The organism is Microcoleus sp. FACHB-68, assembly GCF_014695715.1.
Taxonomy (GTDB): Bacteria; Cyanobacteriota; Cyanobacteriia; order Cyanobacteriales; family Oscillatoriaceae; genus FACHB-68.
Map to the genome: position 1 here is coordinate 106809 of NZ_JACJOT010000007.1, position 15336 is coordinate 122144.

The 15336-nt window shown below is 47.7% G+C and carries 16 protein-coding genes; 10 read left to right on the forward strand and 6 right to left on the reverse strand.

What is annotated here, in order from left to right; genetic code table 11:
* The first annotated feature begins 31 nt into the window (after nt 1-31).
* From H6F73_RS08890 to H6F73_RS08905, 4 genes are all read left to right on the forward strand, one after another.
* On the forward strand, nt 32-352 hold the full coding sequence (locus tag H6F73_RS08890) for a 2Fe-2S iron-sulfur cluster-binding protein (protein ID WP_190758452.1): 321 nt from the start codon (nt 32-34) through the stop codon (nt 350-352).
* Between the two features lie 45 nt (nt 353-397).
* Nucleotides 398-586 carry a hypothetical protein gene (locus H6F73_RS08895; protein WP_147682509.1) on the forward strand — a complete coding sequence of 63 codons (189 nt, stop codon included), beginning with the start codon at nt 398-400 and terminating at the stop codon, nt 584-586.
* Nucleotides 587-595: 9 nt separating this feature from the next.
* Nucleotides 596-1675 carry a DUF3326 domain-containing protein gene (locus tag H6F73_RS08900; protein WP_190758453.1) on the forward strand — a complete coding sequence of 360 codons (1080 nt, stop codon included), beginning with the start codon at nt 596-598 and terminating at the stop codon, nt 1673-1675.
* 87 nt (nt 1676-1762) lie between these two features.
* Nucleotides 1763-2365, forward strand: coding sequence for a CPBP family intramembrane glutamic endopeptidase (locus H6F73_RS08905; protein ID WP_347239506.1), 603 nt, complete (start codon nt 1763-1765; stop codon nt 2363-2365).
* Nucleotides 2366-2492: 127 nt separating this feature from the next.
* On the opposite strand, the gene purN is transcribed toward H6F73_RS08905, so the two are convergent.
* Entirely contained in the window at nt 2493-3173 is a 681-nt protein-coding gene (gene purN, locus H6F73_RS08910) for a phosphoribosylglycinamide formyltransferase (RefSeq protein ID WP_190758454.1), read from the reverse strand.
* A 110-nt stretch (nt 3174-3283) separates the two neighbouring features.
* Between purN and H6F73_RS08915 the strand changes: the two genes are divergently transcribed.
* On the forward strand, nt 3284-3697 hold the full coding sequence (locus tag H6F73_RS08915; RefSeq protein WP_190758455.1) for an aspartyl protease family protein: 414 nt from the start codon (nt 3284-3286) through the stop codon (nt 3695-3697).
* A 130-nt stretch (nt 3698-3827) separates the two neighbouring features.
* On the opposite strand, the gene H6F73_RS08920 is transcribed toward H6F73_RS08915, so the two are convergent.
* The 4 genes from H6F73_RS08920 to H6F73_RS08935 form a co-directional block, all read right to left on the reverse strand.
* Nucleotides 3828-4046, reverse strand: coding sequence for a hypothetical protein (locus tag H6F73_RS08920; RefSeq protein WP_199330482.1), 219 nt, complete (start codon nt 4044-4046; stop codon nt 3828-3830).
* A 196-nt stretch (nt 4047-4242) separates the two neighbouring features.
* Complete coding sequence (locus H6F73_RS08925) at nt 4243-4755, reverse strand: cupredoxin domain-containing protein (protein WP_190758456.1); 513 nt, start codon at nt 4753-4755, stop codon at nt 4243-4245.
* A gap of 18 nt (nt 4756-4773) precedes the next feature.
* Nucleotides 4774-7035, reverse strand: coding sequence for a heavy metal translocating P-type ATPase (locus H6F73_RS08930; RefSeq protein WP_190758457.1), 2262 nt, complete (start codon nt 7033-7035; stop codon nt 4774-4776).
* 148 nt (nt 7036-7183) lie between these two features.
* Nucleotides 7184-7378, reverse strand: coding sequence for a heavy-metal-associated domain-containing protein (locus H6F73_RS08935; protein WP_190758458.1), 195 nt, complete (start codon nt 7376-7378; stop codon nt 7184-7186).
* Nucleotides 7379-7596: 218 nt separating this feature from the next.
* Between H6F73_RS08935 and H6F73_RS08940 the strand changes: the two genes are divergently transcribed.
* The 5 genes from H6F73_RS08940 to tilS all read left to right on the forward strand — a co-directional run bounded on the left by H6F73_RS08940 (nt 7597) and on the right by tilS (nt 12923).
* Nucleotides 7597-8502 (forward strand): sugar ABC transporter permease, encoded by a 906-nt coding sequence (locus tag H6F73_RS08940; protein ID WP_190758489.1) that lies wholly within the window; start codon nt 7597-7599, stop codon nt 8500-8502.
* A gap of 11 nt (nt 8503-8513) precedes the next feature.
* A complete protein-coding gene (locus H6F73_RS08945) occupies nt 8514-8657 on the forward strand; it encodes a hypothetical protein (RefSeq protein ID WP_190758459.1) in 144 nt (47 codons plus the stop codon).
* A 115-nt stretch (nt 8658-8772) separates the two neighbouring features.
* Nucleotides 8773-10182 carry a serpin family protein gene (locus H6F73_RS08950; RefSeq protein WP_190758460.1) on the forward strand — a complete coding sequence of 470 codons (1410 nt, stop codon included), beginning with the start codon at nt 8773-8775 and terminating at the stop codon, nt 10180-10182.
* A gap of 406 nt (nt 10183-10588) precedes the next feature.
* Nucleotides 10589-11644, forward strand: coding sequence for a c-type cytochrome biogenesis protein CcsB (gene ccsB / locus H6F73_RS08955; protein WP_190758461.1), 1056 nt, complete (start codon nt 10589-10591; stop codon nt 11642-11644).
* A gap of 280 nt (nt 11645-11924) precedes the next feature.
* The gene (tilS, locus tag H6F73_RS08960) at nt 11925-12923 is read left to right on the forward strand and encodes a tRNA lysidine(34) synthetase TilS (protein ID WP_190758462.1); all 999 of its coding nucleotides are present in this window, start codon (nt 11925-11927) and stop codon (nt 12921-12923) included.
* Between the two features lie 198 nt (nt 12924-13121).
* On the opposite strand, the gene hmpF is transcribed toward tilS, so the two are convergent.
* Complete coding sequence (hmpF, locus tag H6F73_RS08965) at nt 13122-14876, reverse strand: pilus motility taxis protein HmpF (RefSeq protein ID WP_190758463.1); 1755 nt, start codon at nt 14874-14876, stop codon at nt 13122-13124.
* Nucleotides 14877-15336 lie beyond the last annotated feature (460 nt).

Genomic DNA, 15336 nt, shown 5'->3' on the forward strand with positions numbered 1-15336 from the left:
GATTTGCATTTTCAAGCTTCAGATTTACACAATGTCCAAGATTTATACCGTTGAATTTCAACATCAAGGCAAAACCCACACCATTGAAGTCCCAGAAGATAAAACGATTCTTCAGGCTGCTTATGCAGCGGGCATAGATTTACCGAGTTCCTGCAATGCCGGCGTCTGTACCACCTGTGCTGCCCAGATTTTAAACGGGGGGAAGGTGGAACAAAGTGATGGCATGGGCGTGGGAACTGAACTTCAAGCAGAAGGCTATGCGCTGCTGTGTGTCGCTTATCCGCGATCCGATCTCAAAATTGTTACGGAGAAAGAAGACGAGGTTTACCAACGGCAATTTGGTAAACCTTAAAAACTTCCCATCACACCTGATTAAATTAGTTTGAGGAATACAACGATGACGACGCACTTTATCACTGCCGAAATTGACTTGCAAGAGTCGCCGGTGCAAATGCAACAAGCGATTGAAGCGGAACTGCAAAAACGAGGTGAACCGCTGCGCTGGGCTGTCACCGGCATCGATGCAGATTCACAAAAAGCCCAAGTAGAAGCCGTGGTGACTGTGGCTGCTGAAGCTAATCCCTAAAATATCAAGTTGAACAAGCGTCCTTACACGGTTGTATTGATTGTGCCCACCGGCATTGGGGCGGCGATTGGGGGTTATGCCGGCGATTCGTTGCCGGTAGCCAGAGCAATGTCGCAAGTTTGTGATCGCTTGATCACTCACCCCAACGTGCTTAATGGCGCTCAATTGTACTGGCCTTGTGAGAACGCTTTTTATGTAGAAGGTTATGGACTTGACAAATTTGCCGCAGGATGCTGGGGGTTGAGATCCGTCCATCAAAACCGGGTGGGTTTAATTCTCGATCAAGGCATTGAACCTGAGTTGCGGTTGCGACATTTGCAAGCAGCAGACGCCACCAGAGCGACTTTGGGGCTGAATTTAACCGATTATGTGGTGACAGATGCCCCCTTAGAAGTGGAATTGCGAACCTCGGCAGCCGGCGCGAGTTGGGGCACGATAGGCAATCCAGGCAGTTTGTTGCGGGCGGCTGATGTGCTAATTTCCCAAGCCAGAGCTGATGCAATTGCTGTGGTGGCGAGGTTCCCCGATGATCCGGGAAGTGAAGCGTTGCAACAATACCGTCATGGTGAGGGAGTTGATCCCCTTGCCGGCGCGGAAGCGGTGATCAGTCATCTTGTCGTGCGAACCTTTCAAATTCCCTGCGCCCACGCGCCGGCACTCTCACCGCTTCCCCTCGATCCGCACCTATCCCCCCGATCTGCTGCGGAGGAGTTGGGTTATACATTCCTTCCCTGCGTTTTGGTTGGGCTGAGTCGTGCGCCTCAGTTTGTTATTACAAGGTCAGGTCATTGTCAAGCAACAGATGTCTGGGCTGATGAAGTTGACGCTGTGGTGATCCCGGCAACGGCTGCCGGTGGCAGTGCGGTGATGAGTTTAAGCCGGCTTCCCAAAACACAAATCATTGCAGTTAGTGAAAATACAACCACGATGCAAGTTTCTCCCGAACAGTTGGGAATTAAAGCAGTGCGGGTTAATTCTTATTTAGAAGCGCTGGGTGTCATAGTCGCCGATCGTGCCGGTGTGAGTGCGGCAGCACTCAGCCCAACAATCTCACCGTTAAATTGCCTAGAATGCAGAGACAGGGGTTAGTGGGAAAGTGTGAAAGCAAAGGTCAAAGAAAAAATTTCCCTTTCTCGCTTCGCCCTAACTATACTCTTCACCTTTTATCTGTAACTTGTGACTGAACCACTTCCCAAGCAGCCAGAGATCGAACCCCTAACACGTATCGAAATTTTAGGTTACATGGGGGTGACAGCCGTTCTATTGCTCGTGCTGGCTAAGCTTTGGCAACACTTTAGAGACATTTCCCTGCTTCCCCTCAGTTGGGCCGGCATGGCGTTACCTTGGGGATTGGCGGTTGGTATGGGGATCTCGGTTGCCAGTTCCATCATTTATCGCCTGTGGCCGGCATATCGGCACAGTGCGAATTATTACCTAGCTTTAATCCTCAAACCTTTGCAGTGGCCAGATTTAATTTGGCTGGGACTGTTGCCAGGTTTGAGTGAAGAACTTTTATTTCGCGGCGTGATGTTATCGGATTTGGGATTAAATACCGTTGCCTTACTTGTCTCCAGTGTATTTTTTGGCCTTTTACATTTCAGTGGCCCTCAACATTGGCCTTATGTTGTTTGGGCAACTGTTGTGGGGCTGATACTCGGATATAGTGCTTTAGCCACCGGCAATTTGTTAGTGCCGATTGTGGCTCATGTCTTTACGAATTTAGCGTCCGGTTGCCTTTGGAAATTAGGCCGGTTGAGTGGGGGCAGTGCCGGTTCATAAACTGCGACGCATTTAATTTTTGTATTGAGATTGAGAGGAAGAGAAATTTGAGATTTCGATCCTTCCCATAAAATAGCCAATTAGATGCGCGTTCGCCTAACTTCTCAAGTGCTTAAGGGTATAAGTTTCAACAATTCAACATTAAACCGGCACGTTGCGCGGCAGCGAGTGCGATTGCTTGAGGCAGAATTTTGTGTTCTTGAACTTGAATCCGAGCGTGCAGGCTTTCGGATGTATCATTCGATAAAACCGGCACCGCAGCTTGCATAATAATTGGCCCACTGTCTACTTCTAACCGTACAAAGTGAACCGTACATCCTGCAACTTTTACCCCCGCTTCCAATGCTTGCTCAACGCCTCGAAGCCCTGGAAAACTGGGTAATAAACTGGGGTGAATATTAATCATGCGGTCGGGAAAAGCATCCACTAAAACTTGAGTGACGACGCGCATCCAGCCGGCCATAATTACCCAGTCCACATCATATTGCTGCAACGTCTCAACAATTTTGCTGTCTAAATCTTCTCGTTGCTTGTACTCACGATGATTGAGGAGAATTGCCGGGATGCCAAATTTTTCTGCTCTGGCAATCACTTTAGCGCCGGGATTATTGTAAATCAAAACTTGAATTTTAGCGTTAAGCTTGCCATCGGCAATTGCTTGAGCAACGACTTCAAAATTTGTGCCACTTCCAGACGCCATCACTCCCAACTTTAACGGAGAGCCGGCTGGAGGATATTCTGCCATGAGATTAGGATGAATGGCAGGAGAAATAAAGCTAGGAGTTGATTGTGCCTGATCGGTAGTCATGGGGAACGTGGCTGAAATTTCATGCAAATTAGATATTACCAGGGAGCGCTCAATAAAAGCGTGAGAAAATAAAGAAAAATAAGGCAATCTCAGATAAGGAAGTTGAGATAATGGGCGCAGTTCGGATTCAGGTGAAGCTAACAAATGCAATCGATGAAGCATTAGTGAGTCGGGGTTTGCTTGCGCCCGATCTGCTACGTGAGTGCGACACACCGGCACTCGTTGATACAGGCGCATTATCCCTCGTAATTCCAGCACGGATCGTGGGGCGACTTGGCTTGCGAATTCGGGGACAGCGCATGGTACAGTATGCTGATGGACGCGAGGAATCTGTGGGAGCCACAGAACCTGTCATCATTGATTGTCAGGGGCGTCAAACTGTAGGAGAGGCATTGGTAACGGGTGACGAGGTGCTAATTGGGCAGGTTGTTTTAGAGCAATTAGATTTTTTAGTTGATTGTAAAAATCAGCGATTAATCCCAAATCCAGCCAATCCGAATTATCCAGTCGCGATGATTAAGTAATCAAAAATTATTAATTGAAATTGATATATGTGTAAAAACCCCAAACTTATCAAGCAGGGGTTTATATTATTAAAAATTTAAATTTGGCAGTCTTTAAAATACATTCAACACAATTTTTGCAAACAGAAGCTTAGCGCTTTTCAGTTCCTTGATTTCCGCCACCTTCTACCAAAGGGTCACTACTTCCTGATTCTTGCACCGCAGTAGGCTTAGCATCAGTTTGGCCACCTGAACCTGTCTTGCGCTGGCTTGCTTCAATGGGGGTTTGGTCGTCATCAGAAGCAGCCGATGTTTGTGCATTCGATTCCTGTTCTTCTTCTGGAGACATTTGATTGGGCTGCTCAGACATAAACAACGCTCCGATTATTATTGGGTCTTGGGATTATTCTAAGAAGCTGGTGATCACAAGTCGTCTTTCTAGAGGAAGTTCTGTATTTCCCAGACCTCTATCTAAAGGATGAATAGGAGGCAAAAGCTCAAGAACAACTTGAAGTTAAGGTTTAATTTTGCAATAAATCCTGATAGCAATTGCCTCGATCCCTATCTTAAACTCCTTCATTTTGCACTTCTATGACCCCGCGAAACATATTCATGCCACAAGTAAAAGCGTAATTTCCGGGTTGTTTCGGTGTAAATTCTACAGAAGTCACGCGATTAAGTGCTAAATCTTCAGAAATCTGGAAATCAGGTAACACGACTTTTTCCAAACAGCTACTCGGATCACGGCGCATAAAATTAAGCCGAACAAGTTTGCCGGCACTAACAATCACACGAGCCGGTTCATAGCCACCATCTACTGTAATTGTTACTTCCTGAACTCCTTGATTAGAATCAGCTTGCCGGCTTTTACTTTTACTGAAAACAAACCACCATAACTCCAAACCAATTAATCCCAAACCTCCCAAGGTTACACCGGCTTTCGCTGCTAAAGGTTGCTCAATGGCTTGAAATCGAGCCGTCTGCTTCGGGTGCGTTTCAGCAGCGTTAACTCCGGATACTCCCGAGAGCAAAAATCCGATACCGGCAACACTTCCCCAAATCAGTTTTTGATTCAACATTCCCTCAACTCCTATCTATTACAAAGTGAATTTCGGTTTAAAGTTGCGTAAACGCAAGGCATTTGTAACCACAGATACCGAACTAAAAGCCATTGCCGCTCCTGCAATAATCGGATTGAGTAACCAGCCAAATACGGGGAATAAGACTCCAGCCGCAATGGGGATACCGGCCACATTATAGATAAAGGCGAAAAACAGATTTTGGCGAATATTTTGAATTGTGGCATGGCTAAGTTGAATTGCAGTTACAATCCCTTGCAAATCTCCAGAGATTAGCGTAATATCACTGGCAGCAATTGCCACATCTGTCCCCGTTCCAATCGCAATTCCTACATCAGCTTGAGCTAAAGCCGGCGCATCATTAATTCCATCTCCCACCATTGCCACAACTTTTCCTTCTCTTTGAATTGCCTGGATTTTAGCCGCTTTTTGATCAGGTCTAACCTGTGCAAAAACGCGCTTTATCCCCACTTCACCGGCAATCGCTTCTGCTGTCTGCCAGTTATCTCCAGTTAGCATGACAACTTCCAAACCTAACTTTTGCAAAGCTCTTACAACGCCAGGTGATGAAGGTTTAAGTGCGTCGGCAATTGCCATTATTCCCTCAATTTCTTCATCTATCGCAATCCAAATAACTGTGGTTCCGCTGGCTTCCCAAATTACTTGATGTTGTTCAAGAGATTTCGTATTAATTCCTAACTCTTCCATCCATCGCTGAGTGCCAATTTGCACAAGCCGGCCTGATACGATTCCCTGAACCCCACTGCCGGCAATTGCTTCAAAATCCTCTACATTGGTTAACGTAACTTCCTGAGATTTGGCATAACGAACCACTGCTTCAGCAATTGGATGTTCTGAGTTTCGCTCTACAGAGGCAGCCAAGCGCAAGAGTTTTAACTCATTTTGATTGGCAGTTCCACTAACAGTGACAAAATCCGTAACTGTTGGTTTACCTTGGGTAAGCGTTCCGGTTTTATCTAATACAATGGTTTGGATTGTGTGAGCTAATTCTAAACTTGCGGCATCTTTAATTAAAATGCCATTTTCCGCACCCTTGCCGGTTCCCACCATCACAGAAGTAGGTGTTGCCAAACCTAAAGCACAGGGACAAGCAATAATTAACACACCCACCGTAGCGATGGTGGCTAACGTTAAATTACCCATCACATTAAACCAGATAATAAACGTTGCGATGGCGATGGCAATGACTGCCGGCACAAACCATCGCGTCACTTGATCTGCTAATCGTTGAATTGGCGCTTTAGAACCTTGTGCTTGTTGCACCAATTTAACAACTTGAGCCAAAACGGTATCTTTTCCAACTCGTGTAGCGCGAAACTTAAAGCTGCCGGTTTTGTTAATCGTAGATCCAATCACCTCATCTGCAGGCTGCTTTTTAACTGGCACACTTTCTCCCGTCACCATCGCTTCATCAATTGTGGAATAGCCTTCAATAATTTCCCCATCTACCGGAATTTTTTCACCTGGACGTACCAGAACAACATCCCCAATTTTGACTTCTTCAATGGGAACATCAAATTCTTGATTATCTCGAATTAAACGAGCTGTTTTTGCTTGCAAACCAATCAATTGACGAATCGCATCAGAAGTTTGACCCCTAGCGCGATTTTCTAGATGCCGGCCTAGCAGAATTAAGGTAATAATCACGGCTGCCGGTTCATAGTAAACATCAGGCATTAATCCCTGAGATGTAAAGAATCTTGGGAAAATTGTGGCAAACACTGAATAAAAGAATGCCGCACTCGTTCCCAATGCAACCAAAGTATCCATCGTTGCAGTATGACGTTTTAAGGCTTTCCAAGCATTGACATAAAACGATTTTCCGCCCCAAAATTGCACCGGCAAGGTTAACAATAGCTGTAACCAAGGATTATGTAGCCACGCTGGGATTAAGGGCAAATTTAAACCCAACATTGCCGGCAGCGAACCCAAAACAAGCACAACACTGATAATTCCTCCTACTAGAATTTTGCGCTGCAAGTCTTGTGATTCTGCCAAACGAGCAGCTTTTTCAGCATCATCTTCTCCCGTTACCAATTCCTGCTCTTGAACCGGCAGCGCACTGTATCCCGCATCATCAACAGCCTGCTGAATTTGCGTTAAGTTAGTTTGGTTTGAATCATATTCAATCGTTGTCTGTTCCATAGCAAAATTAACCTGACATTCAACCACGCCAGGAACAGATTTAATTGCCTCTTCAATCGCAGAAGCACAAGAGGCACAGCTCATGCCACGTAATTTGAGGGTGATAGTATCCATAATTTTCTCAGTTGTTAGTGAGTAGAAGTGGGTTCATCGCATTTTTGCCAATTCCTTTGTAAGGACATAGTATTCGGAAAGAGATTTCATACACGAATGCTATGCCCTTACAAACATGAGATGTTCCCGTCTGTTCCCCTTGAATTTTTTAAGCAACTGGATAGCCGGCAGCAGTCATTACTTTCTTAACTTCTGCCTCAGACTGTTGCGTTTCAATGTTGACTTGCTTCGTTTTGGTGTCTGCATCGACTTTGGCAGTCGGGTCAATTGCTGTGACTGCTTTGGTAATGGTTTTCACACAAGCAGAACAAGCCATGTTGGGGACTTTTAGTTGTAGTGTCATTCGCTCAACTCCAAAAATTCACTGCTGTGTTTCACTAGATTCATTGTGAACTTTCCAGTGAACTGGAGAGTCAAGGGGTCAAAGAAAAAAATATTGAAAGCCGAGGTTGCCAAGCTGTGCCATTTTTCAAGGTATGCCACCTTTGGGGCGCAAACATCACATCCGCCACCGGCACCGGCAGTAAAATACCCTACAGCGACCTTTCACCGGCAACCCAGATGGCCCCGAAATCTTCCCAAACCCCCCACCAGCACTTACTTGATAATGAGGCGACAGCAGCCTGGATATTCTTAGCCCCCGCCCTCATCCTCCTAGGCGTTTTCGTCATTTGGCCCATCGCTTACCTGTTTTACCTCAGCTTCACCACCGGCAGTTTCACCCAAGCCGGCATCCGCTTAGCTGGGTTACGCAACTACTGGCGTTTGCTCCTGAGTCCCGACTTTTGGCAAGTTCTGTTTAACACCCTCTATTTCACCGTCGCCACCGTTATCCCCAGCCTCGTCATTCCCCTTGCACTCGCCGTATTGCTAAACCGTTCATTTGCCTTGCGGGGCTTCCTTCGCGCCGCTTATTTCATCCCCTCTATCACCTCTCTCGTTGCAGTTGGCTTAGGGTGGCGGTGGCTATTTCAAAGTGAAGGGCCGGTTAACGCTTTCTTGAATTCTCTTAGCATCGCTCCAGTGCCTTGGTTAAGCAGTACAATATGGGCAATGCCGGTGTTAATTTTATTAAGTATTTGGAAGCAGTTAGGTTTCAACTTGGTGGTGTTTTTAGCAGGGTTGCAAGCGATTCCCCTCCAACGTTATGAAGCCGCTGAACTTGACGGTGCCGGCCCTTGGCAACAGTTTTGGTATATTACCCTGCCGGGATTGCGGCCTACTCTCGTATTTGCCACCGTCACCACAGCCATTTTCACCCTACGAAGCTTTGAGCAAGTTTACGTGATCACCGGCGGCGGCCCGTTGAACTCCACTAACCTGTTGGTTTACTACATTTACGAAGAAGCCTTTACCCTATTTGATTTTGGGTATGCCGCTGCTGCTGCAACCGTGTTGCTAGCAGTAACGCTGGTGCTAGTCTATCTGCAACTGCGAGTTTGGGGTGAGGAAGGGGCTAGGGAATAGAGGCATGGGGCATGGGGCATGGGGCATTGGGCATGGGGCATTGGGCATGGGGCATGGGGCAAGGCTTCGCCAACCTAAAGGTAGGGGCATGGGGCATGGGGCATTGGGCATGGGGCATTGGGCATAGGGCATGGGGCATGGCTTCGCCAACCTAAAGGTATGGGCATGGGAGGAGAGGGGGAGAGTAATTAATTGTGGTCGTTTTAGCGCAATTAATAGAAGACAAATTTAGTGACTTGGGTTTTAGGTGGTAGGTTGAAAATATTAGAAATGAAGCAGCTTTTGGGCGCTAGAAATAAGGCGGCGGCGCATGGAAAGTGGAAGAATGAAACGAAATGGCTGAGAGCAGGCTTCACGCTCGATTTAGCTAAAAAACAACAACAAAAGTCAACAGGTAAAATCAAATTTTTACTTTTACCTTTTTACCTTTTATCTTTAACTTCCGCTTTGGCTTTCTCAGTTGATATTCAACCCAGCCGGTGCGAAGACGCTGTTAACACCGGCTTCCTCGCTGCACTTCCCCCAGAAGCCGGCAGTGTGGTGAACAGCAACACCGGCTTTGCGCTTGACCTCTACAAGCATCTGCGTCAGGAGGTTTATAGGCAGAATGGGGGGCAAGAAGGAAACTTATTTTTCTCACCTTACAGCCTCTCAACCGGGCTAGCCATGACTTATGCCGGCGCGAGGGGCCAGACAGCAGCCCAAATGGCCCAAGCGCTGCACTTTAGCCTCCCACCCGAACGTCTGCACCCAGTTTTTGCGGCACTCAAGGCCAATATAGAGACTGACAGCCAGCAGAATTATCAGCTAGACATCGCGAACCGGCTTTGGGGCCAAAAAGGGTATAACTTCTTAGAAGCATTTCTGGAAATTACCCGAAATTTCTATAACGCAACCTTAGAAAAAGTAGACTTCACAAGTGCGCCAGAGGAAGCCCGAACTCAGATCAATCGATGGATCGCGCAAAAAACCCACGAAAAGATTAAGAATCTCATTCCTTCTGGCGTCCTCTCCTCAGATACGCGCCTGGTACTCACCAACGCTATCTACTTTAAAGCCGCATGGCTTAGCCCATTTGACCCTAGTAAAACCAAAAACGAGCCGTTTACCACCTTGGACGGGCAACTGGTGCCGGTGCCGATGATGCACCAAGCCGGCCAAATGTTTGGCTATGCAGAAATTGACGGCTTGCAAGTGCTGGAACTTCCCTTTGTGGATGACCGGCTATCTGTGGTAATTCTTTTACCGCAACAAGTCAATGGGCTGCTTGAGTTGGAGCGAAGATTAACTCCAGAAAACTTGACAAAATGGCTATCATCTCTATCGAGTGAGGTTCCAGTTTCCGTGTCGCTGCCCAAGTTCCAGCTGCGTTCAGCGTTTGAGCTAAAAGATATCCTTTCAAAAATGGGGATGCCGCTTGCCTTCTCCCCTAATTCCGACTTCTCCGGCATGAACGGACAGAAAGACCTGTTTATCTCAAATGTCATCCACAAGACGTTTGCAGACGTAAATGAGGCCGGCGCTGAAGCAGATGCGGCGACAGCCATTACAGCGGCGACAAGGGGCAGCGGAAATGCTTTTAAAGCCGATCACCCATTTATCTTCCTGATTCGAGATGCAGAGTCTGGCAGCGTTTTATTTCTCGGTCGCATGGTTAACCCAGCGTTAGTAAATTATTGACAGAGAATGCTATGAAAGCGGGGATATTGAAGCTTTTTAGGGATAAACGAAACATTTCCCGGCCAAATTTTTCTACAACAACCACCGGCAACCTTTGCTCGGCTTAACATTGGAGCCTCAAGACTCGATAGGATAGAACGGGATCGCTCACTCACGCTTGGTCGCGTAGCAGGACTGTTTCATTCTCCAGAAACCCGCGAGGGACTAAAGTCCCCCGCTAATAGCGAAAGTCGGTTTTAACCGACTGAAATACTAATTAATAGTCGTCTTTAGACGACTTTCGCTATGAGGCAGGGGTTTAAACCCCTGCTGCCTGCCGGACTATCGGACTATCGCTTTAAAAGAATGAAACAGCCTTGCCACCGCGTAGGGGAGTTCTGAATAATATTGCTGGGGAGAACACTGCATGGATTTAGTCGCACTGCAAAACGGGTTGGATAATATCTCGTTTGCCGTTTTATTCGCTACGATGCTGATTTATTGGGGAGGGGCAGCGTTTCCGGGAATTCCCTATCTGCCGGCGCTGGGAACTGCTGGCATGGCAAGCGCAAACCTCTGCATTGCCGCTTTGCTGGGAGCACGCTGGATAGAAGCGGGCTACTTCCCCTTAAGCAATCTGTATGAGTCCCTATTTTTCTTGGCATGGGGAATGACCACCATCCATCTGATTGCTGAAAATATGAGCCGCAGCCGGCTGGTGGGTGTGGTAACAGCGCCGGTGGCGATGGCGATCACCGCGTTTGCTGCTATCACCTTGCCCTCAGGAATGCAGTCGGCAGAACCGCTAGTGCCGGCACTCAAATCAAACTGGCTGATGATGCACGTTAGCGTCATGATGCTCAGTTATTCCGCGCTGATGGTAGGTTCACTGTTGGCGATCTCTTTCTTAGTTGTCACCGGCGGACAAAATATTGAGCTGCGAGGCAGTTCCGTTGGCACCGGCGGCTTCCGCAATAATCAATATCGCTTGCGAAAAGCCGGCGAGGAAATTGCGCCTCAGCCGGTTGAACCAATGTCGGTTGCCGGTTTTGCTGATAGCAATGGCAACGGTAAAACAGCGGTTTTGGAGATGGTGCAAACCTTGCCGGTTCAAAATTCAACATCCAATCTTCCCAATTCTGAACCGCTTTCGCCCCAACGCCTCAGCCTTGCAGAAATTCTCGATAACATCAGCTATCGGATTATCGGGTTAGGATTTCCGCTGCTAACGATTGGAATTATTGCCGGCGCTGTCTGGGCAAATGAAGCTTGGGGTTCTTACTGGAGTTGGGACCCTAAAGAAACCTGGGCATTAATTACCTGGCTCGTATTTGCCGCTTATCTCCACGCCCGAATCACCAAAGGCTGGCAAGGACGCAAGCCGGCACTTTTAGCCGCCACCGGCTTTGTCGTTGTTTGGGTTTGCTATCTCGGCGTCAATTTGTTAGGCAAAGGCTTACACTCATACGGCTGGTTTTTCTAACATTGCCGTCACTAAATCAAGTGAGTTAACTTAACAAGAAATCGATTCAAGGACGCGGCACAACTGCGTCCTTTCTATTAATCTGTGTGCATCTGTGGTTAAAAAAATCCCAATAACTCTCAAACACCAACAGATAACCCATCTGCGTTTATCTGCGTGCATCTGCGGTTAAAAAAAATTCCCAATCCTCACCCCTACCCAGACACTGACAACTAACCATCAACTCCATCTGCGTTTATCTGCGTGCATCTGCGGTTAAAAAAAATCCCCAATCACCTGAATGCCAAACTGGACACCCCTCCACGCCCAAATCCACCGACTACTCAGACACCGGCAGCTATTGCCACCCAATCAACGACTCCTCATAGCCGTCTCCGGCGGACAAGATTCCCTCTGTTTAGCCCAATTACTCCTAGACTTACAACCCAAGTGGGGGTGGCAATTAGGAATCGCCCACTGCGATCACCGCTGGCGTCCTGACTCCGAAGCCAATGCAGATCATGTCCAACAACTCGCCGCAACGTGGCAACTGCCATTTCACCGGCAAGTCGCAGAAGAGATTCCTAAAAGTGAAGCAGCAGCGCGGCAATGGCGATACCAAGTTTTATCTATCATTGCAACACAAAATCAATATCAATATATCCTCACCGGCCACACCGCCAGTGATCGCGCTGAAACCCTTCTTTACAACTTAATTCGCGGTGCCGGTGCTGATGGACTGCAAGCTTTAACCTGGAAACGCCCTTTAGATGCCGGTGTACAATTGGTGCGCCCCCTGTTAGAAGTCACCCGCATACAAACAGGTAAATTTTGTCAAGAGGCCGGCTTAGAAATTTGGGAAGATTCCACCAACCAAGACCGGCACTACGCCCGCAACCGCATCCGCAATGAATTGCTGCCTTACCTGCAAACCCACTTTAACCCGCAAGTCGAACAAGCCCTCGCCCAAACTGCTGAACTGTTGCGATCTGATGTCGAGTATTTAGAAGAAGTTGCCAGAAAAGTATTACAAGAATCTATTTCACAAACTCATCAAGAAGTCAATATAAAAATTGCAGTAAATCGCCACATTTTGCGCTCCTACCCCTTAGCGATTCAGCGTCGAGTCATGCGCCGGTTGCTGGAACAAGTCCTTGCCGGTGCGCCTAGCTTCGAGCATATAGAAAAGCTAACCGCGTTAATTTCTGCCCCTAACCGAACTCGCACTGATCCGTTTCCCGGTGGTGCATTTGCAGAAGTTGTCGGCGACTTGATTTGTATATTTGAAAAAACGATTTAACCGGCTCCTAATAACAAATTCCCCAAAACCCAAATTACACAGATTGAGCAAACAACATTTCTAATAATTTTAGACAAATTTCTGTGAGTTAAACTCACGTCATTCAGGGCAAAACAAAAGTGCCGGCGCAACTTTAAAAAATTGCCGGCAACAGAATCGGGCTAACGCGATTTTAGAGATTAAATTTTCCATACCCAATCAAGACACCGCAAACTGAGGAGAAGAATCACTCATCAGACTCATAAACACCTGTCTCATTTGCGCGATCGCTTGCAATTGGTGATCTCCAGTTTCCTGAACCTGATTGAGAACACCGGCAGCTTCCTCTAAATTCTGGCGCAACTCATTGAGCCGGTCTTGAAGCGGCTGCAACATCTCTTGATAAACATTCACCTTACCCCAAAGTTCAGCCAAGGCTGCCCGCTGCTCTTGCAAATGCTGCTCCAGCTGCTTCAGCTCATTATGCTTCGCCTCCTGCTCACCGGCTTGCTGATGAATCATCCCCTCCGCCTGCTGAATGCTCAATCGCATCTGCTCAATTTCCCTTTCCAGCTTTTGCAGCTCCTCACCCATCTGTTGCCGCTGGATCTCCACGCTAGCTAAAACCGGCCCTAGCTCCAGCTTATTATCTGATCCTTGATTGGCTGACTTACCAAGACGCCGCCACAGCACAGCTTGGTGCTGCGCTAAAATCTCCTCTCTTTCCCGGAGATTGCGGCGCTGCCCTACCAGCGTTTCATTCAGCATTTGGTAGCGATCCTGCTCGTCTGCCAATTCTTCCTGCAAACTCATCCGCTCATACTCGCTTGCGCTATTCAGCTTCGCTTGCACCTCTTCAAGCGCCTGACGCTGCATTCCCAGCTCTTCTTCCTGATCATTAACAAAGCGAAACACCTTTTCTAAATCCTGCTGAAGCTGCTGGAAAAGCCCCTGAAGTTCCTCCACCGGCATTCTCTCTAGCGCCTCAACATCCACCTTTTCGCTACTAATACTGACCTTATCTGAAGTATCTGCTAGCTGGTAAACTTGCTGGTGTAACTCATCTTGAATTTGCAGTTTCAGCGCCAGCGCTTCCGCATACTCCTGCTTCAATTTCAAGGTATTTTGCTGCACCTTCAATTCAGCACGAACCATATCCAGAGAGGTATGGGCTTGCTGCCAGTCTTGAGTTCGGGTTTGCCAATCTTGAGCCACCCGATCCACCTCACCTTGCAGATGCTCAGCAGATCCCCGTTGCTGCTCTAGCTGGTGCCGGTGGTAATCTAAAACAGACTGCTGGGCTGTCACCCCCTCAAAAGCCAAATTCAGCTGTTGCCGCACCGAGTCAGTGGGTGCAATTGTCCCAGATAGGCGATCTAGCAACTCCTGAAGCGTGCGAGCTTGCTCATCATCAATCGCCTTTCCAGAAGCCGCCTGTTCCTGTACACGCTGCATTTCCCCGCGCAAATGCTGCCAAGAACCCTCTAGTTCCTGCCGGTTCCGCTCAAGTTCCTCTTGCAGCCGGCTCGCTTCCTCCCTCGCCCCACTGATTTCCTGTCGCTGTGCCTCTAAGCGCTCAAACTCTCCCTGCATTTGCCCGATTTCTTCTTCACGGGCTTGTAATTCCATTTCTCGGCGGTTGAGTTCCTGACTTTGGTAAGTCAAAGACTGCTTCCACTGCTCAATTTCTTCTTCCTGTGTCTTGAATTTGTCTTGCAAGCGGGAGAAGTTTTGCAAAATGCTGACTAACTGACGAGACGCTTCTTGAGGCGGGCGCTGCATCTGTTTGTTGGCATTAAGTTCCACCAGCACCAACGCGCCAGCGTTAAATTTACTCACATCGTCAAATGGAATAACGTCCTCACCCGGCACCGCATTCCAACTTTGCTCACCCCGCTGACAAGCCAGCAGTTTGAGTTGTGCCTTACTGCCCATTAACGCCTTCTGTATTTGTACTTCTGCTAGATACAGCACGCCGATTGTCCTCTTGAATATAAATGTATGACCAACTGTTGACTAAATTTTCCCCTGACGATTTAGTTCATCTCATTAAACTCAGTTGACGAGGACAACGCCATCTCACAAGCTAGCATCCCTAGGTGCCAATCCTGAGCTGAGCGCCGTCTCAACCGACTGTTCAACTCGACCGCTGTAATGCAGCTATCCAGAAGGAAGGGGAATTAACATAGCAGACTTGCCTTTGGAATCCAGTCTAGGACACGAGAAACATGACTAATGCCGATCAAAATTTTAACTCAGGGAAATGTAAGGAATATTTACACTTAGTTCACACAAAAGGGCGAGACAAAGCAAATGATGAGCAGCCGTGGTCTGTCTTAAATTAGACTAAAAGTTGAAACTTTTAGTCCTCAAACTCTTTAGCCTCGACTGAGGCAGGCGTGCGAGTCTCGCTGAACCTGACTAACTGCGACCC